The organism is Marinobacter sp. NP-4(2019) (assembly GCF_003994855.1).
Classification (GTDB): Bacteria; Pseudomonadota; Gammaproteobacteria; order Pseudomonadales; family Oleiphilaceae; genus Marinobacter.
In genome coordinates this window covers 2,505,094-2,529,475 of record NZ_CP034142.1, presented here as the reverse complement: position 1 = coordinate 2,529,475, position 24,382 = coordinate 2,505,094, and the positions used below count along the sequence as shown (strand labels likewise).

The 24,382-nt window shown below is 53.4% G+C and carries 12 protein-coding genes; 4 read left to right on the top strand and 8 right to left on the bottom strand.

Annotated features, from left to right (window positions below; genetic code table 11):
• Positions 1–13 precede the first annotated feature (13 nt).
• The 5 genes from EHN06_RS11445 to EHN06_RS11425 all read right to left on the bottom strand — a co-directional run bounded on the left by EHN06_RS11445 (position 14) and on the right by EHN06_RS11425 (position 14,734).
• On the bottom strand, positions 14–799 hold the full coding sequence (locus EHN06_RS11445) for a serine aminopeptidase domain-containing protein (protein ID WP_127332702.1): 786 nt from the start codon (positions 797–799) through the stop codon (positions 14–16).
• A gap of 79 nt (positions 800–878) precedes the next feature.
• Positions 879–7,325: a non-ribosomal peptide synthetase gene (locus tag EHN06_RS11440; RefSeq protein ID WP_127332701.1), complete on the bottom strand. Its 6,447-nt coding sequence runs from the start codon at positions 7,323–7,325 to the stop codon at positions 879–881.
• A 6-nt stretch (positions 7,326–7,331) separates the two neighbouring features.
• The gene (locus EHN06_RS11435; protein ID WP_127332700.1) at positions 7,332–12,014 is read right to left on the bottom strand and encodes a type I polyketide synthase; all 4,683 of its coding nucleotides are present in this window, start codon (positions 12,012–12,014) and stop codon (positions 7,332–7,334) included.
• Between the two features lie 11 nt (positions 12,015–12,025).
• The gene (locus EHN06_RS11430) at positions 12,026–13,888 is read right to left on the bottom strand and encodes a non-ribosomal peptide synthetase (RefSeq protein WP_127332699.1); all 1,863 of its coding nucleotides are present in this window, start codon (positions 13,886–13,888) and stop codon (positions 12,026–12,028) included.
• Positions 13,889–14,068: 180 nt separating this feature from the next.
• Positions 14,069–14,734 carry a 4'-phosphopantetheinyl transferase family protein gene (locus EHN06_RS11425; RefSeq protein WP_164735605.1) on the bottom strand — a complete coding sequence of 222 codons (666 nt, stop codon included), beginning with the start codon at positions 14,732–14,734 and terminating at the stop codon, positions 14,069–14,071.
• Positions 14,735–14,840: 106 nt separating this feature from the next.
• Here EHN06_RS11425 and EHN06_RS11420 point away from each other — a divergent pair, with 106 nt between their 5' ends.
• From EHN06_RS11420 to EHN06_RS11405, 4 genes are all read left to right on the top strand, one after another.
• Positions 14,841–15,491, top strand: a complete 651-nt coding sequence (locus tag EHN06_RS11420; protein ID WP_164735604.1) for a GNAT family N-acetyltransferase — start codon at positions 14,841–14,843, stop codon at positions 15,489–15,491.
• A 156-nt stretch (positions 15,492–15,647) separates the two neighbouring features.
• Positions 15,648–16,502: a cupin-like domain-containing protein gene (locus tag EHN06_RS11415; protein ID WP_127332696.1), complete on the top strand. Its 855-nt coding sequence runs from the start codon at positions 15,648–15,650 to the stop codon at positions 16,500–16,502.
• Between the two features lie 436 nt (positions 16,503–16,938).
• Entirely contained in the window at positions 16,939–17,757 is an 819-nt protein-coding gene (locus EHN06_RS11410) for a GNAT family N-acetyltransferase (RefSeq protein WP_164735603.1), read from the top strand.
• Positions 17,758–17,935: 178 nt separating this feature from the next.
• Positions 17,936–18,646 carry a formyl transferase gene (locus EHN06_RS11405; RefSeq protein WP_127332694.1) on the top strand — a complete coding sequence of 237 codons (711 nt, stop codon included), beginning with the start codon at positions 17,936–17,938 and terminating at the stop codon, positions 18,644–18,646.
• 18 nt (positions 18,647–18,664) lie between these two features.
• Here the strand turns inward: EHN06_RS11405 and xrtA are convergent, their stop codons facing one another.
• From xrtA to prsR, 3 genes are read right to left on the bottom strand one after another with little or no spacing between them, the layout of a single operon-like run.
• Positions 18,665–20,161 carry an exosortase A gene (xrtA, locus tag EHN06_RS11400; protein ID WP_127332693.1) on the bottom strand — a complete coding sequence of 499 codons (1,497 nt, stop codon included), beginning with the start codon at positions 20,159–20,161 and terminating at the stop codon, positions 18,665–18,667.
• A 55-nt stretch (positions 20,162–20,216) separates the two neighbouring features.
• Positions 20,217–22,913, bottom strand: a complete 2,697-nt coding sequence (locus EHN06_RS11395) for a tetratricopeptide repeat protein (RefSeq protein WP_127332692.1) — start codon at positions 22,911–22,913, stop codon at positions 20,217–20,219.
• A gap of 48 nt (positions 22,914–22,961) precedes the next feature.
• Positions 22,962–24,284, bottom strand: a complete 1,323-nt coding sequence (gene prsR, locus EHN06_RS11390) for a PEP-CTERM-box response regulator transcription factor (protein WP_265936928.1) — start codon at positions 24,282–24,284, stop codon at positions 22,962–22,964.
• Positions 24,285–24,382 lie beyond the last annotated feature (98 nt).

The window sequence follows — 24,382 nt, the reverse complement described above, 5'->3', positions numbered from 1 at the left end:
CCTTCCTTGAGCGCTAATACGCCCATTGATCGAAATAGGCCTCAATGGCATCGATCACCGGCTTGGGCCAGAGGATGCCACCGACGTGGTCTACGTAATTCCAGTCGTGAGGGGCTGGGGCCAGTTCGTGGTAAAAGTCAGATCTTTCCGATAGTTGTTGGCTCAAATCAGTGAACGCTTCGGTTTCATGGGAGACAATTTGAGCGATAGGCACTGATATAGCGGTCGCCAGATCATTCAGCCGAAGGTTTGAAATGGTTTCCTGGAACCGGGGGGGCATGGAAAAACCGTTGAAATGGAGAGTGCCGTCCGGTTCCAGGATTCGGGACCGGCTGCCCTGATTCTGAGCTTCTATTACCGCAGATTTGATCTCGTGAAGATAGGCTGATCCATCGGTTATCGGGTCCCATATCAGGAGGCGGGACACATGCTTGTTATTCTTTGCTGCTTTCGCTGCCAATAAAGCGCCCAGACGCAGGCCAATCAATGCGACTTTGGGGACGGCAGCCATATCCACAGCCTCCTGGATAGCGTGCTCGACGTCTTCCACCCACTGGTCAGCGGATACTCCCGTCAGATCCCCGGCAGAGTCACCGGTACCCCGGTAGTCGAACCTGAGCACGGAAAATCCGAGATGGGATAAGTTGATAGCCAGTCGGCGCATGGATTTGTGGGCCCTCAAATATTCCTGTCCAAAAGGGTTACACAGGACGACAGCTTCATTCCGGTTTGTACTTTGTCGGGGATGGAAAACCCCGAGCAGGTAGCTTTCAGATGGTCCAAAGTAAAACGCTTCCAATAGTTATCCGCTCCTAGACCTACCACGATTTAGCCGATGATAAACCAATCCTTGAGTGTTAATGCCGTCATACCGTTGGCTACAGGGAACCGAAAAGCCGTTTGAATACGTTCCTCCTGGGGACCTTTGTTTTTTTCTCTGGCACCACGCCAGGGTTATTGTTTGGTACCGGTTGCTTCAGATCGATCAGTTTGGCCAATTGTTCGAGGGTATTAACCCACAGATCCTGAGGCATAAGCCTCACTCCAAACGCTTTCTCAACGTCGATGATGACTTTAAGCGCCAGCAGGGAATGCCCCCCAACGTCAAGGAACTGATCATCCAGTGCCACCTCGTCACGCTTGAGCATCGCCTTCCAGATCGACATTAACCGTGCTTCGGTTTCCGTAGGCTCACGCTCGGAACCCCGGCTGGGGGTAGGGCCTATTCCCGTTTGTGCGAGCAACTTGCGATTCACTTTGCCTGAGGCCAAAAGCGGTAAATTGTCTTGGGTGGCAAATTGCTGGGGCATCATGTAATCCGGTAAATACTGGCGCAGATATTTACGCAGTTCACTACTGGTTGGTCGCTCCTGACCGGCATAGACAATATTCGCCATCAGTCTTTGATCATCCGGCCCGAAATCCCGTACTACGACTGCAGCATCGGCAATGGCGGGGTGAGTTCGCAGATTGATCTCAATTTCCTCAAGCTCGATCCGGTAACCGCGAATTTTGACCTGGTTATCGATACGATCCCCAAACTCAATCTGGCCATCCAGTGTCCAGCGTGCCAGATCACCGGTGCGATACAAGCGTTGATTGTGGTGAGACCGTACAAAACGCTCCGCCGTCTGCTCGGGGTTGCCCCGGTAGCCATTAGAGAGCCCGGCGCCACCAATACAGAGTTCTCCGTAGACCCCCAGCGGTAGGGTGTTGCCATCGGCGTCCAGAATATGGAGCTGGGTGTTAGCCAATGGCTGACCAATCAGAATTCGTGGCAACGTTCCATCATTGCCTGCGGAGACACGATAACAACTGGTCCACACGGTGGCTTCCGTCGGTCCATACATGTTCCACAGTTCTACGCCCCGGCTGATCAGCTGTTCGGCAAGGTCGGCAGCTAGCTTTTCACCCCCGACTAATCCCCTGAGTGGTTCTTTCGTGTCAAACCCGCTGTTCACCAGAAGCCGCCAGGTTGCAGGGGTTGCCTGCAACGCTGTGATGCGGTGCTGCTCGAGTAGAGATTTAAGCTGATGTGGGTCGCTGCCTTGAGCAGAGGAGGCGAGGAACAGTGTTGCCCCGACAGTGAGTGGCAGGAACAGTTCCAGCAAGGAGATATCAAATGCCAAGGTCGTGATCGCAAGTAGCCGGTCTTTTTCTGTGAGCCCCGGTTTTTCAGACACAGCCTTGAGGAAGTTATGGAGCGCTCCCTGACTGATCTCAACGCCCTTCGGGACGCCAGTGGAGCCGGAGGTGAATATCACATAGGCCAGTTGGTCCGGTTGCAACGACGATGTGACGTCGCTGGAGTCGAGGTCGGCTATGTTCCTCGCATCCACATCCATGAAAATGGTAGTGCCTCCATGTGCGGGCAGGGCGTCTTGATAGCTTGAAGATGACACCAGATAGTTGGCCTGAGCGACTTCCAGAATGGCCCTGATGCGTTCTTGTGGATAGGAAGGATCGAGCGGGACATAGGCTGCGCCCAGCTTCCAGAGTCCGATGATAGTGGCTGGCAGGTCGACGTTGCGTTCAAGCAGCAGTGCTACGATGTCGCCGCGTTGAACACCTTTGCCCGAGAAGTACCGTGCCAGCTGATTGGCTCGTCGATTCAACTGCGTGTAGTTGTAGGTAACCTCTTCCGAATGACAAGCTGGCTTGTCCGGGTGGTTGGCGACCTGAGCGTGAAATTCCGACAAAAAACCCTGCCCGAAAGGCCAGTCACGTGACGTGCTATTCCAACTGGCGATTTTGTCCAGTTCATCCTGGCTCGCGCTTACCAACTCATTGATATTGATGCTGTCCTGCTTTTCGGTAAGCATTTGGATACTGTCTTTGAAACTTGCAACGAATGCATCAATGGTTTCCTGCTGAAATAACGCAACAGGGTACTCGAAACCCGCTTCGATGCCCTGGGTTTTCCTTTTGAACCAGACGTCCAGGTCCGTTTCCACCCCGGTACGGTCCAGATTTATCTGGGATCGCTCGATACCATCCATCTGGTCCAGACGGTTACGGACATCCTGATAGTTGAACAACGTCTGGGCGATGGGGTTCCTCGAGGAGTCGCGCGGAGGATTGATCTCCCGCACAAGTGTTCCAAAGGGGATATCCTGATGATCCATGGCCCCCAGAACCGTTTCCTTGACATGTTGAACCAGGTCGCCAAATGACTGGTCCTTTGTCAGTTTGAAGCGACACACCAGAACGTTGATCAGCGGTCCCATCAGGCCGCTCAATTCTTCCTGATGTCTGGCGTACACAGGCACGTTGACAATCAAGTCTGATTGACGGCTGAAGCGATGAAGCATCAGGACGTACAAAGCCATTAACACCATAAAGAACGTGGTCTGATGACGCACCGCAAGGGCTTCCAGCGCGTCGACGGCATTTTGGCTGATATGGAATTTTACGCCTTTCGAGCGGTTAGGCTGAACGTAGGGTCGCTCAAAATCGAGTGGCAGGCTCAGAACCGGCAACTCACCACCCAAAGTCTCCTTCCAATACGTTAAGTGGGTATCCAGTGCTTTGCTATTCAGCCATTCCTGTTGCCAGAACGCGTAGTCCTGGAACTGCACGGGCAGGGGTGCCAGCGGGTTCCCCAGCCCCTTGGAATAGGCGTTGTAGAGCGTACACATTTCTTTCAGTAACAAGTCGAATGACCAGCCATCAAACACCAGGTGATGAATCAGCAGGAAAAGTATGTGGTCATCGTCGTCGGCCCGGATTAAGCGCGCTTTAAAGAGGGGCTCGGATTCAACATCAAAGCCGGTCGCGACGTCGGCCCGAAGTGCGGATTCCAGAGAGTCGATATCGTTTATCCCATAATCCGCCAGTGGTCGCGGCGTCAGGCTGATTGACCGTGAATCATCAACCGAGATCTGTACTTGCCCATCGGTATTAACAAAGTTCGCACGCAAGATGTCGTGGCGTTTCAGGATGGTCCCCAGGGCTTTCTCCAGGGCCGGAATATCCAGGCAACCCTGAAAGCGGAACACGGCCGGCAAATTGAAAGCAAACGATTCCGGCGCAATTTTTTCGTACAGGTACCAGACCTGCTGCTGTGGCGTTGCATAAACCGTTGCATCCTTTGGTCTGGGCGGAATCGTTGGTGAACGTTTCTCGCTTTCCGTTGATCGCTTGATCAGTTCGGCCATTGTGCGAACAGTGGGTGCCTCAAACAGCTTACCCAGGCCGAGGGTAATGCCATACTGGCTTTTTATCTGTGCCAGCATCTGGGTCCCAAGGAGAGAATGCCCCCCCATATCAAAGAAATTGGCCGTGACACTGACCTTTGATACGCCGAGAACGTCGGACCAGAGTTGACTCAGCTCCGACTCCAGGCGGGTCTCCGGCGCGACGTAGTCCGGGCCGGCGGTTGCTGTCAGGTCAGGTGCAGGCAGGGTTTTTCGGTCAACCTTGCCGCTTGAGACCAGCGGCAGGGTGGGCAGTTGAACAAAGTGTTGGGGCATCATGTAATCGGGCAGGGTTTGCCCGATATGTGCTTTCAACTTGGGTAACCAGTCCGTTATGTCCGTATTGGCTACGATATAGGCAACCAGTCTCTGGTCCTTTTCACGGTCTTCCCTGGCCAATACGGCACACTGCGTAACGCCCGGGTAACCCAGTATGGTGGATTCGATTTCCCCCAGTTCAATACGCAAGCCCCTGACCTTGACCTGGAAATCATTCCGGCCGATGTATTCCAGTACGCCATCCGGCCGCATTTTTACCAGATCCCCTGTGTGGTAGGCCTTGAAGGGCTCTTCTGAAAAAGGGTCATCCACAAACCTTTCAGCGGTGAGTTCAGGGCGATTGATATAGCCGCGTGCAACCTGGACACCGCCAATTAACAGCTCACCTACCAGCCCGGGAGGTACCAGGTTGAGTTGGCTGTCTACGACATAGAGCCGGGTATTCGGCAGGGCCTTTCCTATGGGAACCGTATGATCAGACGTTTCCTGGCCACAGAGCCAGCTGCTGGCATGAACGGCAGCTTCCGTTGGGCCATACAGATTCCAGCATTCCGCTTCCGGAAAGGCTTCTTTAAACCGGCTTTCCAGTTCGGTACTGACAGCTTCACCCGTAAGCAGAAAACGGCGGATGCTGGGGCACTGAGTTTGCTCGCACGCATCCAGGAACAAATAGGCCAGGGATGGAACAAAATGGATGTGTGAAATTTGATGCTGGTTAATAAGACCAACCAGGTAATCCGGGTCTTTATGTCCACCGGGCCGGGCTATAACGAGCCGACTGCCTGTCATTAATGGCAAAAACAGCTCACAGAGTGAGACATCGAAGGTATAGGGCGTTTTCAGCACGACCGAGTCGGTATGATCGAGGGGGAACGTCTCCAGCATCCACAGCATGTGATTGCAGATGGACCGGTGTTCCAGCATGACCCCCTTGGGTTGACCGGTGGAGCCGGAGGTATATATCACATAGGCGAGCTGCTCCGGCGAACAGCTAAGGCTTGGTCGTGTACGACTGTATTGGCTGAGGTCCGGATCATTTCCGTCGATGGAAATGGCTTTGGCATTCTCTGGTATACGATCATGAAGAGCTGACTGAGTCAGTACGAGCCCGGCCTGTACCTCATTAAGGATAAAAGCCAATCGATCGTGTGGGTGTTCAGGGTCCAGAGGAAGGTAGGCACCGCCCGCTTTCAAAATACCATTAATTGCAATCAGCATTTCCGGGGACCGATCCATCAGAATCGGAACAATCGTTTCAGCTCCCACGCCCTGTTCAATCAACCAGTGTGCGAGTCGATTGGCCTGATCGTCCAGTTCGCGGTAGCTCAACTGGCCACCTTCAAATACGAGGGCCGTGCTATCGGGGACCCAATCAACGGTCGCTTCGATCAGGCCATGCAAACTCCTGGTATCCAGATCATAGGATCGATTAACGGTCTCCCACTCTGACTGGTAGAAGTGCAGGTCACTTTCACGTAGGAGGTTGAGCCGTATCAGCTCGAGATCCGGGTTCGTCAGGACACCCTGCATAAGCAGCAACAGCTCGTCCATGCGACGATCCACGGTGTCCGTGTTCCAGAGCTGAAGGTTGTGGGTGCATTCCATGACCGCAGACTGATCCTGCAGGGTGATGTTCAGGTTGAGGTCAAAATTCTCGAAGGCCCGGGGATTGGATTCGAAATGTGCATCCAGCCCTGAAAACCGGAAATCAGATTGATTGGACTGATCCACATTGAACAACACCGAGACCAATGGAGGTTTTGACGGATCACGGGATACCCCCAAAGTCTGCAGTAACGTGCCATAAGTAATGTACTGGTGCTCAAAAGCTTCCAGCATGCACTGTTGAGTTCGCTGAAGAAGCGACTTGAACGAGTCCTGTTCCGAGACGGAGACGTAGAGCGGAATAATGTTGACACAGTGCCCCACAAGGCTGTGTTCTTCTTTTGCCATTTGGCCGGCAAAGGGGATACCGAGAACAATATCCGTACAGCCGGAAATTCGGTTGAGATAGGCGACAAACGCTGCAATCAGCGTCGTGGTGATTGTACTGTTGTTGTGGGCGGACAGGCCCTTGAGGCCTTTCAGCAAGTCAAACGGCAGGTCTTTATCCAGGCGGTAGGCTGCAAAGCTACGATGTAATGGCCGAGGCCTGTCGTAGGGTATGTCCAGGGTCGGAATGCCACTGGAAAAGCGTTCAGTCCAGTAGTTCAGGCTCTGGTCACGTAAGGATCGTGTCTTCTCACTGCGCTCCCACTCGGCGTAATCACTGTATGAGGGAGGTTCGTCGAGTGTCGCAGACATTGTCGGGTCAATTTCGGCTGAATACAGGCTTCCCAGCTCACTGGCCAGGATGTAAAGAGACCAGCCATCACAAACAGAGTGATGCAGTGTCAGCAGCAGTCGAGTGTCGGTTTCTCCGAACCGGATAACATCAAACCTTGCCAGTGGCCCGTCCAGAAGATCGAAAGCTTCCACGACTACCTGGTGTGCCAGCGCCTCAAGTTGTTCCTGTTTCTGCGGCGGTGTCAGTGTTGAATAGTCATGTACCTGAATGGGGGCAGGGCGGTTCTTGTAGACGACCATCTCCCTGCCATCGTTGCTGAAGCAGCCACGGATCGCATGGTGGCGATGCCAAAGCTCGTTCAGTGCCGATATCAATGCCGCCTGATTGACCTCGCCCCGAAGCTTCAAAAACACCGACTCGTTGAACGCTGCGCTGGCATCGTCACCAAATTGTGCTGCCAACCAGACTTCGCGTTGGGACTCGGTGGTCTCGACAGTCCCTTCCAGCTCACCGAACTGGAAGGGATCATGACGGTTAACGTAGTTCCGTACGGCGGTGTTCATGATCGGTTAACCTGTCCATTTTTCAAACTGGCTTTTGTCGGTTTTGGAAGGGACGTACCAGGCGGCCTTACCGGATTCATCTCTTCCCAGACGAGCGCCCTCTACGGGTGGCTTCTGGCCGAGACTGGCGGGGGTTTCAGGCATACTTTTGGTGACCGGGAAAAATTCCATGGCAATCATCTCATCCATGGCTTCCTTGAAGGCAGTAACGATTGCGCTTATATCCTCGTCGCTATGCGCCGTCGTGATAAACATCGGGCGGGCATCCCAGACATGGATGCCTTTCTCTCGGAGGATAATGTAGATCAGTTCCTCAAATGCGATATCCTGCGGAATCTTGATCTTGCACATGGAACCGCAGTGCTCAATTTTTACCGGGGCACCCACCAATTGCGCATAATGATTGATGTCATTAACCATCCGATCCGCACGCTGGTTCAGCTCGGTCTGTATATCGGGTTCATCCATGAGGCGCTGTAATACGGCCACCGTCGCTGCGAGAACCAGAGGGTGCCTTACAAACGTACCGGCAAAATAGGTAACGCCGACTTCGGGCGTTGAATCGTCTCCGAATTGCCATTGGCCACCGTCCAGTGCATCCATGAACCGGGCCTTACCAGCAATAACGCCTATGGGCAATCCACCTCCGACAACCTTTCCGTAAGTGCAGATGTCAGCGTCAATACCGTAGTAGCCTTGGGCGCCCCGTGCATGAATCCTGAAGCCGGTAATCACTTCGTCAAAAATAAGGGCGATCTGCTGTTCACTGCAGAGGCTGCGGGCTTTGTTCAGGAATGCTCTCGGTTGCAAGTCCGGATTGCGGCTCTGGACAGGTTCGACAAGTATCGCGGCGATCTCATCGGCATGATCGCGAATATAATCCAGGGAGGCATCACTGCCGTAATCCAGCACGATCATGTTGCTTGCCGCCGAATCGGGAACCCCGGCAGCTGCTGGCGCGGCATAACCGCGGGAATCCCTGGTGACCACGACATCATCGTGAATGCCGTGATAGTCGTTCTCAAAAATGACGACTTTTTCCTTGGCAGTCACCGTTCTCGCCAGGCGCATTGCCCCAAGAACCGCTTCCGAACCGGTGTTGCAGAAGGCGACGCGTTCATTGCCTGTCACCCGGCAGAAAAGGCGTGAAGCATCGGCAACCAGTGGATGTTGAGGTCCGATCTCATAACCAGCATCCAGTTGCCGCGCAATGGCTTCCTTGATAAATGGGGCGGAATTGCCAAAAAAGTTGCTTCCGAAACCACAGGTGACGTCGATCAGCTTGCCGCCATCAATGTCCCACAGGTAGGGACCCTCGGAACGCTCAACCACGATGGGGTAGATCACTTCCTTAATGACATTGCGGAACCCCGAGACCACCCTCGGATCCGCCAGTTGCTTGCGGTTATCCTGGGCAAACTTTTTGGATTTCGCAAAGCGGGCGTTGTAGCGGTCAGACAACTTTTTGAAGTTTTCCCGCTGGGTTACGGTCATGTCGTTACTGCGTTTTACGTTAATGCGGGTACCCGCACCGAAGGGCTTGAGCGATGTGGTTTTCTGTTCGGGAGCACTGCTTACTGTTTGCCCGGACAATGAAGACAACAGTGCCAACTGGCCCTGCATAAGCTGCATTTGTTGATTCAGAAGGGATTGAATGTCGCCGGTCGATGCCTGATGGCCCGGAGCGCCGGATAAGGTTGCAGTGCTCGCGGACGACGCAGAAAGCAGCGTGGGGTTGGTGTGTTGAGTCGGGGCAGGGGATGATGCCTTTTCAACCGTGGGCGAAGGCATTCCTTCTATGGCGACACCTTCATTGATCAGATAGTCCGTCAGTTTATTCAGGCTCCCGCAGTCATTGAGCAGTTTCCGGAAGGTGATATTGACCTTGAATTTCTTTTTGATCTTGAGCGTTGACTGCGTGAGCAATAACGAGTCCAGCCCCAGCTCAAAGAACGTCGCGTCCCCGTCAGCCTGACTGAGATCGATTCCGGAGATATCGGAGAATAGGGTGCGCAATTGCTCAATGATGGCGTATTTCATGCTGGATCCTGCCGGTATTGGTTGACTGGCTGCAGCGGTGGCGACTTCAACTGGTGCGTCAGTGGGCGTCTCATTTGGCATCAATGCCGTCATCGCTGCCGGCTCGATAACGTGGATTCGATGCTGGAATGGATAACAGGGCATCCGGGGCCTGAGAGCCGGGTTTGGAGCACCACAGGGCCAGTCAATGGTCAGACCGGCTGACCAGGCTTGACCCAAACCCTGACTGAATGACGGCATTTCTCTCTCGGGTTGACCTGCCTCTGGCAGCAGTGGAATCAGTGCAAGGTCGGATTTTTCGTCCAGATTCTGCATCACCATGCCGCAGACGGTGCTCCGCGGGCCACACTCAAGCACCATCAGGTTTTTTAAGGCGCCAATCGTTTTGACGCCTGCATGAAACTGCACCGGCTGGCGAATCTGATTAGCCCAATAGCGGATGTCTGTCGCCTGCTGGTCGGTGATCCAGTCGCCTGTGACACACGAGATGAATTTTATGCCGGGCGGATTGAGGGTTACATCGGACAGCGCGTCCGCGAAGGCCGAGGAAGCCGCATCCATGGACGGTGAATGGAACGCGTGGGACGTGTTTAGTCGCTGGAATTTGATACCTTGCTGTTCGAGCGTTGCACAGGTGGCCTCGATGGCGTCGTGCTGCCCGGAAAGGGTGCAGCTGTCACCGGTGTTTTCGGCTGCAATTACGACGCCATTATCCAACATAGGCGACACCTGGTCGCGGCTGGCGCGAACCGCCACCATGGCGCCTGATGGTTGTGCCTGCATGACGTCACCGCGCGTCATGATCACGCGGATCGCTGTGGGCAGATCGAAGACCCCGGCAACAGTGGCGGCGACGAGTTCCCCGATGCTGTGGCCAATGGCCGCTTGAGGACTGACGCCCAGACTTTTCAATACGGCGGCCAGGGAGTATCCCATGCAGAAGAGACTGATCTGGGTCTTCCCGGTATCTTTCAGTGGGTCTCCGGAATCAAACATCAGGGATTTTATATCCAGGGAATACTGTGCCAGCAGGATTTCGGCACAGTCATCCATGGCCTGCCTGAATGCCGGAACGTCGTACAGAGCCTTGCCCATGCCGGTGACTTGGCTTCCCTGGCCGGGAAAGGCAAAGACAACCGATGGTGATTTCAGGGCTGCTTCGACGTCTTCAGCATTTTCAATGCTTGCCATCAATTCTTCCGTGGTCACAGACTGAGGCAGCGTTTGTCGGTGACTGAAAGACCGGCGACATCGGATAAGGGCGGTGGCAAGGTCGGCTCTGTCCATGCCACTGTCTGTCTCTTCGATCAGTGAGCGATAGGACGTCAGAGTTTCGGCCAGTGCCTTACCTGACTGAGCACTGAAACACAGAGGCACCCACCGGGGGGGCAGCGTTCGCGCCGGCTGCATCCCCGTGTCTACTCCCTTGAGAATCGCATGGGCATTTGTTCCGCCAATGCCGAATGAACTGACGCCGGCGATTCGCTGCGTTCTGGGGGCGGCCCAATCGCAGGTGGTGTTGGCGATCACAAAGGGGGTTTTATCGAGGTTCAGCTCGGGGTTGGGCGACTCAAAATTGATGGATTGCGGTATTTTTCCGCGATCAATGGCCAGCGCACACTTTATAAGACCAATGACGCCCGCGCCGGCCGTAAGGTGCCCGAAATTGCTTTTCACGGAGCCCAGTTTGCAAAACTGGGTGGCACTTGTATGGTCGGCAAAGGCTGCGCTCAGTGCGGATACCTCAATCGGGTCGCCGATCGGTGTCGCAGTGCCATGAGCTTCTACATAGCCAATGGCGCTGGCGTTGACTTTTGAATCCTTCAGCGCCGCCTGGATGACGGATTTTTGCCCCTGCACGCTGGGGGCTGAGAAACTGCCTTTTTCCGCGCCATCATTATTGACGGCAATACCGCTGATAGCGGCGTAAATATAATCCTGATCTTTCCGGGCTTCGTCCAGGCGCTTGAGAACAATCAGACCGCCGCCATCGCTGAACACCGTTCCCGAGCTGTCCTTGTCAAAAGGCCGGGTGTGGCCATCACGAGTATAGATGCTGCCTTCCTGATGGGTGTGCGGTTGTTGCTGGGGAAAGGTCAACGATGCCCCGCCGGCGATCGCAATGTCACAGCGACCGTGACGGATGGCTTCGACGGCTTCGGCAACCGCAACCAGAGAGGTTGAACAGGCGGTGTGAATACTCAGTGCCGGGCCGACAAGGTTCAGTTTATGGGCCAGTCGTGTGGCGGCGTAATCTTTTTCATTGGCGACCATGGCCTGCAGGGGACCATAGTCCTCAAGTTTTTCCTCGTTCCTGAGAACATTGTTCAGATAGTAAGTATTGTTGCCGACGCCGCAATAGACGCCAATTCGTCCGGCGAACTGTTCCGGGTCATACCCTGCGTTCTCCAACGCATGCCAGCCAAGCTCCAACAACAGACGTTGTTGCGGATCAATAAATTCCGCCTCAATCGGGCTGATACCAAACAGGCGGTCGTCAAAGCCCAGCGGGTCGTTTAACACGCCGCGGGCATTGACGACGTTATCCTCACTGTCCGGAGGAGCGAAAAAGGTAATACTCTCCTTTGCATCCACGAGGTTCTGCCAGAACGTGTCGAGTGACTCGGCGCCGGGAACACGAACGGCCATGCCAATAATCGCTACATCCCGGGGGAGCCGGTGTCCAGGCTGGCGTCAGGTTGACCCGCTTGATTGGGTGTCCGCACAGCGTGTCGGGACAGGGCGTAATCAAGAAACTGTCCGACAGTGCGATACTGGAACAGGGAATAGACCGGAACGGCCAGTCCTTGTTGTTCGTAAAGTGTGGCTGCAATTCGGTTGGCTGCCAGCGAATCCATGCCCTGATCCTGCAGGTTGTCATCGGTGGTCAGGTCCGGTTTGTTCAACTGGGCCTGTATGATCGACAGTAAGCTCTCGGCACTAACACCCCTGTCAGCCGAGGTAAGGATGGTTGGGCTGTCGAGTGCCTCAACCATTGATTTTCGGTCAATCTTGCCAGAGGGTGTCTTCCTGAGCTCGTTAAGCCAATGATATTGGGCGGGGATCATGTAGGCAGGGACCGACTTGCCCAATGCCTGCTTGAGCAATGCCTCCGTATTGGCTGAACCGTGCACGCCAGTCACGAATGCCACCAGCTTCTTCTGGCCCTGGATTTCCTGAACGGCTACGGCTGCCTCTTCGACCAGACCGGTATCCAATAGCCTGGCTTCCACCTCGCTGAGCTCGACACGGTAGCCATTGATCTTTACCTGATTGTCGATCCGCCCCCGGTAGAGCAGTTCGCCATCGTCGTTAAGACTGACCAGGTCCCCTGTCCTGTATGCTCTTTTGGGTCTACTGAAACCCGGCCCGGTCAACGTGACAAAGCGTTGTTCCGTCTGCTCCGGGCTGTTGATATAGCCGTGAGCCAAGACTGGCCCGGCAATGTAAAGTTCACCCAACTCTCCCGCGCTGACCGGCTGTTTTTGCTCATCAAGGATCAACAGTTCTGCGTGGTCGATGGCTTTTCCGATCGGAGGCAGGGCAGGCCACTCATCAGCAGGCCAATGTAACTGCTGTTCACTCACTACGTGGGTTTCGCACGGGCCATACTGATTGTATAGGGAGGCGTTTTCCATGGCATTGAAAGCGGTACGCAATTCCCGACTGACCACCAGTTGTTCACCTGCCGTGATAATTTCTTTCAGAGTCGCGGGATAGCGCTTAAGCCGGTTTGCCCACATGATCAGTTGCAGTAGGGCAATGTACGGGAGAAAGATGCGTTCTATCCGGTGTTCATCGATGAATTCGAGCAAGCGGTGAAAGTCCTGCTTGGTCTCACTGTCAATCAGGTACAGGGTTCCCCCCTGAGTCAGGGTGGAAAAAATTTCCTGAAAAGAAACATCAAAACTCAAGGAGGAGAATTGCAGGGTGCGGTAGTGTGTCCCAATGTCGTAATGACTGTTTTGCCAGTGAATCAGGTTATCGAGCGTGCCGTGATTCATTAACACTCCTTTCGGAACACCGGTGGAGCCCGAGGTGTAGATCACATAGGCGTTGCTCTCGGGCGTGACGGGGCAATGTTCCGGAGATTCTTCCGGAGAAGGTAGCGACGTGTCCGCAAACGAAACCTGACGGAGGTCGAGTTGAAGTCCTATCGGCGACCGAAACTCGTCATTGTCAGTGATGGTCAGGGGGACGTTCGCGTGGCTGACCATGTAGCTGAGACGATCCTCAGGATAGAGTGGGTCGAGCGGTAAATAGGCGCAGCCGTAACGAAGCGTTGCAATCATGGCGACAATTGCCAACATCCGGTCCTTGGCGTGAATTGCGACTGGCGTGCCACGTTCAATTCCCAGTTCGGCCAGTCGGGTCTGCAGGATCCGTGCGTCCCGATCGAGTTCCTGGTAGGTCATCGTTTTATTGCGTGACCATAGCGCGATAGTTGCCGGGTAGGTGAAAACGGCAGTTTGGAACTCTTCGAGGAAGCTTGGCTGGCCGGCGGAAGACTTTCTGACATTCATCTCTTTGCCATCCTTGATAGAGACTCATACAGAGGATTCGGCAGGGACTTTCACCGTACCCATCAGCTGTCATGTTACAGAGTGCTAACCAAGTGTTACATCATGTAAATTAGCATAGCGGAAAACGTTGTGCTAGGAAGTTGTGATGCCGTTGATGGAGCAATCTGTCGGGCTTGAGGCTTAGTCTTTTCGGGGATAAAAACTACATGTAACAAGCCCAATCTGTGTTTGCAGAACCAGACAGGGAAGGGGGGCGGGTATCCCATCTAAATGGGCTGTCAGGCCGCCCTGATTGGTGTTATTCAATCGTATTTCCAGAAGGTCAATGTAACGCCCAACCAGAACCGAAATGGCTTTCACGACCGACTCTTTAACGCTGAAGGCAACACCGACAGAAGGCAGCGCCGGGTAAAGCGAGTGTAGAAGCGCCTGTTCATGGGGAAGCATAATCTGGCCGGTCAGATCTTCGGTAACCTGATATGGGTTCTCTATCAAGTCGAGGCCAAGTCCTTGTAGTTCACTATCGAAGCCGATTACCGCAGCACCGTGGGTGTGGTCGTGTGTAATCGAGCCAACGACTGACTCGGGCCAGATCGGGTTTCCGAGGGGACCTCGTGGTACGCAGGTCGGGGTAATTCCGGCACGGTTCAGAGCAACGCGGGCCAAGTGTCGGCCGGAGCAGAATTCCCTTTGCCGCTTGGGGACCGCGTATCGGATTACTTGTCTTTCTTCTTCGTAGCTGGAGACGGATTCGGTCAGCATGCCTGCTGCCAGATATATCGGTGTCTGGGTAAACTGACGCAGGCGTCGCTCAATGGCTTCAAGTTGCAGGTGGTTTTGGGGCATGGGTCTGTAGCACCGGATGCAAATGCGGCTGGGTTGCGCACATTGTTTGAGTTCCCCTGAGCGTCCCCTACACTGAAAAACAATGGATTGTAAAGGATACTGAGACTTGAAAACTCTACGGCGATGGATTGGGGGAATCAAGCGAAGGCTGAGCGGTCTGTTGGAAGTGAAAGCGGGTATCATGCTATCCCAGCCGGTATTGCCTGAGTCTTCTGTTGCATCTGGCCAAGGGTTAACCGAGCCGGAGCTCCGCCATATTGTTCGTTACCGGGCCGATTTGGCGTGCTCGGAGCCGGAGTTTGAGCGCAGGACCAGGCGAGGGAACCGTCTTTATGAGCTATCGGCTGAAGGGCAGTGGCTCTGTTACGGCTGGGTGGCGGAAGCGGGCACGCGAATTGGTGTGTTGCACAACCTTCAACTGACGGTACCTGAACGGGCGTTCTATATCTGGGATTGCGCAACCGATCCTGCCGTCCGGGGGCGGGGGTATTTTCGAACTTTGTTAAAGGAAATTGTGAACGCCCATTATCCAGTCTCGACCCTGGCACTGGTCGCTGTGGATACCGGTAATCATGCTTCCAGAAAAGCCTTGGCAAACGCCGGTTTCAGGCCAGTCTTTACCTATTACAGTGTCCGGTTTCTTGGTTTCGTGCCATTCAGCTTTGCGTTAAAAGACGGAAAAATAACCGCTGCGCAGCCTCAATTTGACGGGCTGAGGCACGGCAAGGCGGTCGTTAGGGGTTCCGTTCACTCCTGACTGAAGCCTGATGTTCATGGTGATGGGAGTGGTGCTTGCAGCTTTTTCACCCATGGCATATTGTTAATTTGATACTGAGAGCTCAACAAACAGCAGGATTAATCTGATGCCAGGATAGCATCAGATTGTTATGGATCGTTGATTAAGGACGTCACGATGAGCTTATTTGATCTTTCCGGTCCGGAAGGTATTGAAACTATTCCTTTCCCTGTCGAGAAGGACGGACTGGCGCCGTATATTCTTCACCGCAAGCCAGTGCTATTGGAGGGGATCAGGGAAGCCCTGCCGTTCACCCGAAACTGGAACTACGAATTCTTCAGGCAAGCATTGAAATCGATTCGTATCCAACGAAAATCCGAAGATGGTATCTACCATTATCTGGGGTTTGAACGTATTCCGATCTCGGATTTCAACGAGGTAATGGAAACCACACACGATGGCTATGCGCTTGAACCTCTCCGGGGGCGCGGCGTCTCTGAGGATCTGCCACCGGATATTTCTGTAGATTTACCTGCTTTTGTGCCCGAATCGGGGTTCAGGGTATCCAACCTGTACATTGGGCCAGGGCAAAACAAATCGCTGCTGCATTACGATGAGACACACAGCCTGTTGATGATGCTGGAGGGCAGAAAACGGTTTATTCTGTTTTCACCGGATCAAAGTAGTTATATGTACCCCTATAGCCCGTTCAGCTTACGGGCGCTACTGGAGAATCGCGTTGTTGACAGTCGGGTCGACTGTGAAAGTCCTGATTTCTCACGCCACCCCAAGCTACAAATGGCAAAAGGTCTGACCGGTTGGCTGGAAGAGGGGCAGGCATTGTTTATCCCTGCTGGAACCTGGCACTTCATAGAAGCCGAAGGCCGTAATGTATCTGTCAATTATTTCTGGCTTCAGAACCGTTTCAGAGACTGGATGCAGCAACCTTTGCTGAACTTCTGGCTCAAGCGGCGGGCAATCGATGTATTGGATCAGCTTCGAAAAGTGAAACACAAGTTATCAACGGCATAGAACGACGTGTTCACTATCCGGCCACCGGTCTGCAGGTGGCATCTGAGCTGTCGGACCTCAGTTCCAAACTGTTTGTCAACGAAGCATGGAAACAGGAACGTTTAATATTGTGGAACTAAGAGTCGTCAGAACGCAGGAGGAATTCAGTCGAATAAGATCAGAGTGGGATGGGTTGCTGCAAAAATTTGATCCCGTTCCTTTACCGATGACATACGGTTGGCTTCGATCCTGGTGGGACGCCTTTGCACATGATTCCAGAATGGAGTTCAGGTGCTTGTATCGGGCTGGCACACTCATTGGGATCGCCCCTTTATTGAGAACCCGGGAGCTCTACAGGGGAATTCCGGTTACGATTCTCAAACTCGCCGCGAACGGTCACAGTCCATATTCCTCCGTTATGGTTGACCCCTCTATTGAGGGTCATGAACGAGCGCAGATGTTCTCTGCACTGACACAGGTTGAAGCCACCGAAGTCGGGCTGTTCTTTAAAATACCCCAAGGAGGAGATCTGAGGCGCTTCCTGCTGGATCGTACCCGGGGCGGCTATGAGCAGGTTGGTGAGAAACCGGGTTTATCAACGCCTGTGATACACATAGACAATACCTGGGACGAGTTTTATAAGGCCAGGCCTAAAAAGCTGAAAAGGAGCCTTAAACATAAACTCAACCGTTTTGAAAAAAATACAGATTTTTCGATAAGTGTCGAGAATGTTGCGCGCCCCGACCAACCAATCGTAGAAGAGATCGTAGAAATCTCTGCCAGTAGCTGGAAGTCCAGAATTGGAAATGACCTGGGTTCCAACCAAAGAAGTCGCCGTTTTTTGCAGAATCTCATTGAATCCTTTGGTGAGTCAGGTGCGCTGAGTGCCTGGATTATTCGACATAAAAAACAGCCGGTTGCCTATGAACTACACGTCACTTGTGATGGTATTGTCTATCCAATTCGCGCAGATTATGACATGTCGTTCAAGGCCTATTCCCCAGGATCCATTCTCGAATATACGACTCTGAAGCACCTTTTTGAAAGTTGTTCTGCGCGACAGTACTACACCTGTGCGGATGATTATTGGTACCTGAGCAACTGGACATCCGATTACCAGGAAATCTGTACCATCGAAATCTTCGGAAATTGTCGAAAACTACGCTTCTTGTATTGGATGGAATATCGTTTGATACCAGTGTTAAAACGTTTTCTCAGAAAAAACAGTCATGGATTACGTCATGCGCAATTGATTGAAGGGAAGTCGAATCAATGAGGACTCTGGTTATTGTCAGTCAGGACAAGTCTGATATTTTTTTTGCAAACCAACTTGCCAAAGCACTCAATGTGGTCGGCATTGTTGTTGAAAATCAGGCCCCCCCAGAGATCGTTCCTCTCTGTTCCGAAAGTCACTGAAATATCTGGCAACTCCCGGTTTATTCCTCCGAAAAGTGATGGAAGTCCTCGACCGGACCTTTGTTGAGCGCTTTCAGGATTACAATAGGCCTGAGAACGCCCTTGATTTTGGAGAGGAGGGGCGCGCCTTAATAGAGGGACGTGGGGTTGAGGTTATGCGTACTCAAGGGGTTAACGCTATTAACAGCCCCGAGTACACATCCTGGATTCAGGATTTAAAGCCGGATGTTATCGCGGTTTGTGGTGCGTCTATTCTCCGAAACGAATTGCTGTCGATTCCGACACACGGCGTTCTCAACCTGCATGGGGGCCTTTCGCAATTCTACCGTGGGTTATTTACGACTGACTGGGCCATCCATAACGGGGTGCCGGAGTACATCGGAGCCACCGTACATTTTGTATCGGAAGGTGTGGACGATGGCGATGTTGTGTATCAGGGCAGACCGGAAATCGCGGCCGAAGATAACCCAAACACTCTTTACGAGAAAGTCGTAAGACTGGGTGTGCAGATGATGATTCGGGCTATTAAGGACATTGAGCAGTCCAGGTGTCAGCGAACAAGGTTGGAGTCAAAAGGTTGGCTGTATCTGCATGACATGTTTGATGTCAATGCGAAGCGTGCAACCTGGCGGCAAGTCAGAAAGGGGGTGATCTCCGACTATCTGTCTGATAAAGATGCGAGAGATCGGTTGGTGAATGAGTCACTCATAAACGATTTTTGCAAACGGTCGGAAGAGATCCTCACCTAGGCTTTTGTTTGTGGCGGCTCATTCAACGCTGGAAAGAAAGCGATCAAAGACGGATCTTTGTTGTTCGCAATCGGGGGCATTGAGTCCTCCACAGCGGCCTGCAAGTACCCATAGTGCGCCTCGGGCGTCACCGGTGATTTTGTTTAATGCACCTGCAACCTTGGCTTCTAACTTTGAGTCGGTGAGGGTGTCTCCAACTTCATACCAGGACCACAGGATAACCTGAGAGTTATCACTCAGATGTTGAATGATGGTTTCATTGACCCTTTTCGGAGCCGTTGTGTAACCGTTCCCCAGTTCTCGCTTCAACGTTGATACCAGTTGCCACTCCCGCTGGTTGTATAATTTGTTACCAAAATAGATAAGCTCCTTGTCCTGGGTTTGGCGGCGGTAACCCGTTATGTGCAACTGGACCTGTTGCAAATCGTCGGATACGTACACGCCACTGAGTTCAAAATCAGCGCGTTCGTATTCCGGTTGCCAGATATTTGCGTGCCTTAGAGGTCCTCTCCATCCTGAATCCGGCTCAACCAACTTCGGGTTCCATGACTCGGACAGGCGTTTGGTTTTGGCATCGACCGCCATTGGTATGAGTGGCGGCCATAGAATCAATAGTGAAGCGATGAGAGCCCATGCCGGCGAGTTATCGCCGGGCGCTGACGGTTTCGGCAGCCTTGTGTTTTCTTCCTTGTTACGAGAATGATTGTCCAGCTTCGTAGAAATGAAAAAAAGCGGGATCAGTGTGAAGATAATAAAGATAACCCAACCGAAAGCTTCATGGTTTTCGATGAGGGAGGTTTCCATGTTTGTGTAATGACCTGCTGCAATAACACCGAAGACGCGCAGCCAGTTAGCCAACATGGAAAGCAGACCCGCGATAATGACAAGCAACAGGGTCAGACGCTGTGAACGATAGTACAGTTGCCCGTAGAAGGTGGCGAGAAAAAGTCCAACCATCAGGTAGCGGACCCCGCTGCATCCGCCGGCTACATAGAAGGTTCCCACGTCGAGAACAATAAAAAATTCCTTTATTGTGGCCTGTATATCCACAAACTGAAGAAGGATATCGTTAACGAAAACAGTGATATGTTGAAGCAGGGGGGAAAGGTCATCCCAAATCGGAGCGGCATACAGCAATAACATGATTGGGCCGCCGGCGGTCTTCAGGAAAGCTCGTCCCCATATTGCGCAGCCCCACAAAACAAGGAGTACGGGGACAAGTATGAGGCGGACAAATCTTACATCAGCCGCCTGAGCAAGTAGCAATACGACACTGCCGGCGGCCAGTAGAATCAGTGCCAGGGGGGATCCCTGGATGGTGAGTGTCGCCAGCCTCTGTCTCCGGACATACAGTAGAAACAGGGCGCCCGCCAGCACCAGATAACCATGGCTGTAGATGATAGAGTCGTGCCAGAGGAGCACAAAGTCTCGCCATTCAGCCCATAAACCGAAGGTCAGCAAGGGAATCGAGAGCAACCAGAAATATTGGCCGGTTAATCTGGAGACGGAGCCCATAACGTCCTTTTATTCAAGTGCCTGTGGTGGCTACAGCAGTTTAGCACTCCAGAAACTAACCTTGACCACCAAATTTTTCCAGAACTCTTTTCGCTTCGGGATTTTTGCCAACGGCACGGTAGGCCTCTGCAAGATGTAACGCTATTTCTTCCGAATCAGGCTGAAGTTCATGGGCTCTTTCAAGAATAGCGATACTCTCCTGATGCTTGCCCTGCTGTAGCATGATCCAGCCGTAAGTGTCGGCTATAGAGGCGTTATCGGGATTCAGTTCGTAGGCTTTCTGAGCCAGGGGTAAGGCTCTTCCGTCTCCGGTCTGGTAATAGAGCCACGCCAGGTTGTTCAGTGCGATTGCGTTATCGGGCATCACATCAAGCAACTTCTCGTAATTCAATCTCGCGCTTTCCTGTTCGCCTTGGGACTGCTGGAGGATCGCCATATCGAGAAGTAACGGAGCGCTGTCCGGATAGGTATCACTGATCGATTCAAGAAATGAGAGCGCTTCGTCCTTCTGGCCGGATCGCTGCAAATTTTTTGAGTATCTGTCTGCAATCTCGGCACTGGGGAGTTTGTCGAGGGCAAGCCGGTATAGTTCGGCTGCCTGACTGTAATCGCCCTGTTGCTCAAAATACAGCCCTTCCACTGTGTACGGTCTGCTGGAGTCAGGGTGTGTTTGCTTGGCATCCTGAAGGAGTTTTCGCGCTTTTTGAGGCTCACCGTCCGCAAAAGCTGCAGCTGCGGACTGGAGTGTAATGCCCTCATGTTCAGGGAATAAAGCGAGCCCCCGTTGAAGGACGATGTCTGACTGAGTTTTTTTATCATTCTGCCGCAGTCGATCTGCTACCGCATGATAGATGTCGGCGACAAGCGGTTCGACCCGGGCAGGCGTGTTCTCTTCGGTACGTTCCAATAACGTGGCAGTGAGTTCGTCGGCTTCCTGATTGTTACCTTCGATCAGCGCGGCTTCAAGCAATAAAAGTTTGGGCCCCGTCGCGTCAGGCTGCTCTTTGAGAATCTTGCGCATATAAGCGCGGGTCTTTGTCGGCCCGGAGATCTCGGCAAGGCCTTTCAGAGCCTGGTGGCTGTTGGGAGCGAGACTCACGGCATTACGGAAGTGTGTTTCAGCCTGTTCGAGGTTCTGCTGGCTTGCAGCGAGATTGCCCAGGGCCATTTCCGGGGCAGGCTGATCGGGCGCTATGCTCTGCGCTTTCTGGAAGTAGGTTCTGGCCTCATCCGGGTTTCCGGTCCTGGCGGCGATATTGCCGCGGGCAATCAGGGCGGTCGGGTTATCGGGTCTGGACTTGATCCATGCCTCTGCCGTTGCAAGCGCTCCGTCGGTGTCTCCTGACGCAATGTGCGCCTCTATAGTGACGAGCTGTGCCTGGTCGTGAAAGTCCGAGTTTTCAGGAATCCGGGCGGCCTCGCTTATGGCTTTTTCAAATTGTCTGCGTTGGATAAGAAAGCCCGCAAAGCGCAGACGGAGTTCATGGTTGTCGGGCGCAAGAGATAAGGCCGTTTCTATCAGGGGCTCCCCGGTCTCCAGATCTCCCGTGGATAGTGAGGCAATGCCCAGCAGAGCAAGGGTTTCCGGATCGGTATCTTTATTAGAGAGCTGTTCCAGGATGGCCCGCGCTTCCTCCGGATCCTTCAATTGAATACGAGCGGCGGCAAGCAGTTTACTGGCCGCTTCCGAGTAGCCCATCTCGGCAATGGGCCGAAGTAGTCGTTCGGCCTCTTCAACTCTGCCCTGGCGGAAGCGAATCATACCGAGCATCAGGGTACTTTGTTCGTGATTGGGGGCATGCTCAAGCGCTTCCTCAAGATAATTGGCGGCGGAATCCAGGTCGCCCTGACCAAAGGCGTCGCGGGCAGCGGCAATATTGCTCTTTATAGTGCCGGGGCCGGATTTTGCGAGTATCTCCTCGTAGACAAACGCTTCTGCGGATTTGCCTTGTGCCCGCAATACCTGAATAAGAGCGGATATGGTTTCGTACTTGCGGAGGGTCATGATGTCGTATTGTCCGATGTCCTCCAGGGCACGAACATACGCCTCTTCTGCGATCTGCCATTGTTCTTCCTGATGGGCCAACTGCGCTTTCCATAGCCAGAGTTCGGCATTTTCGCCGTTAACCTGTTCGGCATCCGCGATATAACCTTGCGCCGCTTCTCTGTCGCCTGCGGCGTAAGCGACCCGGGAGAGGCCAACTAGGGGCAGGGCCTCGTTGCTATTGATTGAACGGGCATGTTCGTATGCCTGGCGGGCTTCGTCCAGACGGTTGGCAGAGAGTAAAACTCGCCCCTTCAGCAGGCTGGCTTCAATCTCCAGTGTCCGGTCCTGCGTGGATATCTCGGTGAGGTTGGCCAGGGCCTCATCGAAATTGCCCCGCATCAGGTTAGCCTCTGCACGAATCAGCCGTGCCTGGTTCTGGGCTGAATGGTCCAATGACGCCTCGGAAATACCCTCCATGAGCCGGTCAAGCTGGCGCTCAGCGTTGATCGCGTCACCCGCTTTCAGCAGATTGTTAATGATAACGAAATAGGGTTCCGGTTTATTCGGCTGAAGATCAATGGCACTCCGGGCCTCGAGAGTACTGGCTTTCAGTTCGCCCTGGCGCTGAAAAAAACGGGACTGATCCAGATGGCTTAGATACTGGATCTCTTCCTGGCTCATCTCATTGTCGTTGCCGCAACCGGAGAGCCCTAAGGCGACGACTGTCAAGAGAAGGATAGCGCGTACGGTAATAACTGCTTTCATGCCCTGTTCCTTTTCCTTGGGTTCTGTCCTGGTGTCCTTGCCTGTGTGTCAGGCTCCCGAGGCCGGCTGAGGGGCCTCTATGCGATATTTGTCCGTCAGGTTATACAGCGTAGGACGTGTGACACCCAGCAACCTGGATGCCTGGGCCATATTAAAGTTACAACTCTGAAGTGCCTGTAGAATGGCCTGTCGTTCAGCGGTTTCACGGACCTGTCGCAGATTGAGCTGGCTGTCTTCTGCTCCTGAATCCTGCTTCAGTTCAAGGTCCAGGGCGGTCACCCGTTTGCCATCCGCCATGATGGTGGCACGCTTCACCTTGTTGATCATTTCACGAACGTTGCCCGGCCATTGGTACGTACTGATGGCGCAGATGGCATCTTCCGTGAAAGAAAGGTTGGGGCGATCCATCTGCCTGCCGAGACTCTTCAACAGGGACTGGGCAATGACCAGGGCATCGCCGTCCCGATCCCTTAGCGCAGGTACATCCAGGGTAATTTCACTGATCCGGTAGTAGAGGTCTTCACGGAATTCACCCTGCTCAATGAGTTGGCGAACATCCTGATGGGTGGCGCAGACAACCCGGACATCAACGGGAACAGGCTTGAGAGAACCCACGCGATCGACGACGCGTTCCTGCAGGAATCTGAGGAGCTTGGCCTGGAGTGACATCGGCATGTCGCCAATTTCATCCAGAAACAGAGTGCCACCATTGGCATTTTCGATCTTGCCTTTCTTGCTTTGGGTGGCACCGGTGAACGACCCCTTCTCGAACCCGAACAGTTCGCTTTCCAGAAGGTTTTCGGGAATGGCAGCGCAATTGATGGCCACAAAGGGTTTGGCGCTCCTGTGCCCCAGATCATGGAGCGCGCGGGCCAGTAATTCCTTGCCGGTACCGGTCTCACCGGTAATCAGCGTGGTCACGTCAGTGGGGGCAACTTTCTCCAGGGTCCTGCAGATAGCCAGCATTTGGGGGCTGGCGGCCACAATTCCTTTAATGTTGGTACCGTTGCGATGCAGGGACAGCTCCCGGTTTTCCTTTTCCAGCTCCGCAATCCGGAACGCGCGATTGACCACAAAGGTCAGGATATCCGCATCCAGGGGTTTTTGATAGAAATCGCAGGCTCCCATGCCGATGGCCTTTACGGCATTTTCCTTGTCTTCACGCCCTGTCACGACAATGACTTTGCTTTGTGGTGACAGCCTGAGGATATCCTCCAGCAGACTGAAACCTTCGGAAGCGCCACCGGGATCCGGAGGTAAACCGAGGTCAAGGGTGACAACGTCAGGTTCCATGCGCCTGAGGGCCGTCATTGCGGACTCCCGATCCGCGGCCTGGGCCACTTCAAGGTCATCGCTGAAGCACCAGCGCATTTGGCTTTGAAGGCCAGGGTCATCTTCTACAATTAACAGTCGTCTACTCACAACAGCTCTAAGTCCCTTTCTGTATTGTGACTGTATTGACGCAAATT

Excerpts from the sequence above, each read along its gene's own strand:
- EHN06_RS11440 (WP_127332701.1), bottom strand. The coding sequence starts at position 7,325 with ATGAACACCGCCGTACGGAACTACGTTAACCGTCATGATCCCTTCCAG.
- EHN06_RS11435 (WP_127332700.1), bottom strand. The coding sequence starts at position 12,014 with ATGGCCGTTCGTGTTCCCGGCGCCGAGTCACTCGACACGTTCTGGCAG.
- EHN06_RS11430 (WP_127332699.1), bottom strand. The coding sequence starts at position 13,888 with ATGAATGTCAGAAAGTCTTCCGCCGGCCAGCCAAGCTTCCTCGAAGAG.
- EHN06_RS11425 (WP_164735605.1), bottom strand. The coding sequence starts at position 14,734 with ATGCCCCAAAACCACCTGCAACTTGAAGCCATTGAGCGACGCCTGCGT.
- EHN06_RS11415 (WP_127332696.1), top strand. The coding sequence starts at position 15,648 with ATGAGCTTATTTGATCTTTCCGGTCCGGAAGGTATTGAAACTATTCCT.
- EHN06_RS11410 (WP_164735603.1), top strand. The coding sequence starts at position 16,939 with ATGTTCTCTGCACTGACACAGGTTGAAGCCACCGAAGTCGGGCTGTTC.
- EHN06_RS11405 (WP_127332694.1), top strand. The coding sequence starts at position 17,936 with ATGGAAGTCCTCGACCGGACCTTTGTTGAGCGCTTTCAGGATTACAAT.
- xrtA (WP_127332693.1), bottom strand. The coding sequence starts at position 20,161 with ATGGGCTCCGTCTCCAGATTAACCGGCCAATATTTCTGGTTGCTCTCG.
- EHN06_RS11395 (WP_127332692.1), bottom strand. The coding sequence starts at position 22,913 with ATGAAAGCAGTTATTACCGTACGCGCTATCCTTCTCTTGACAGTCGTC.
- prsR (WP_265936928.1), bottom strand. The coding sequence starts at position 24,284 with ATGCGCTGGTGCTTCAGCGATGACCTTGAAGTGGCCCAGGCCGCGGAT.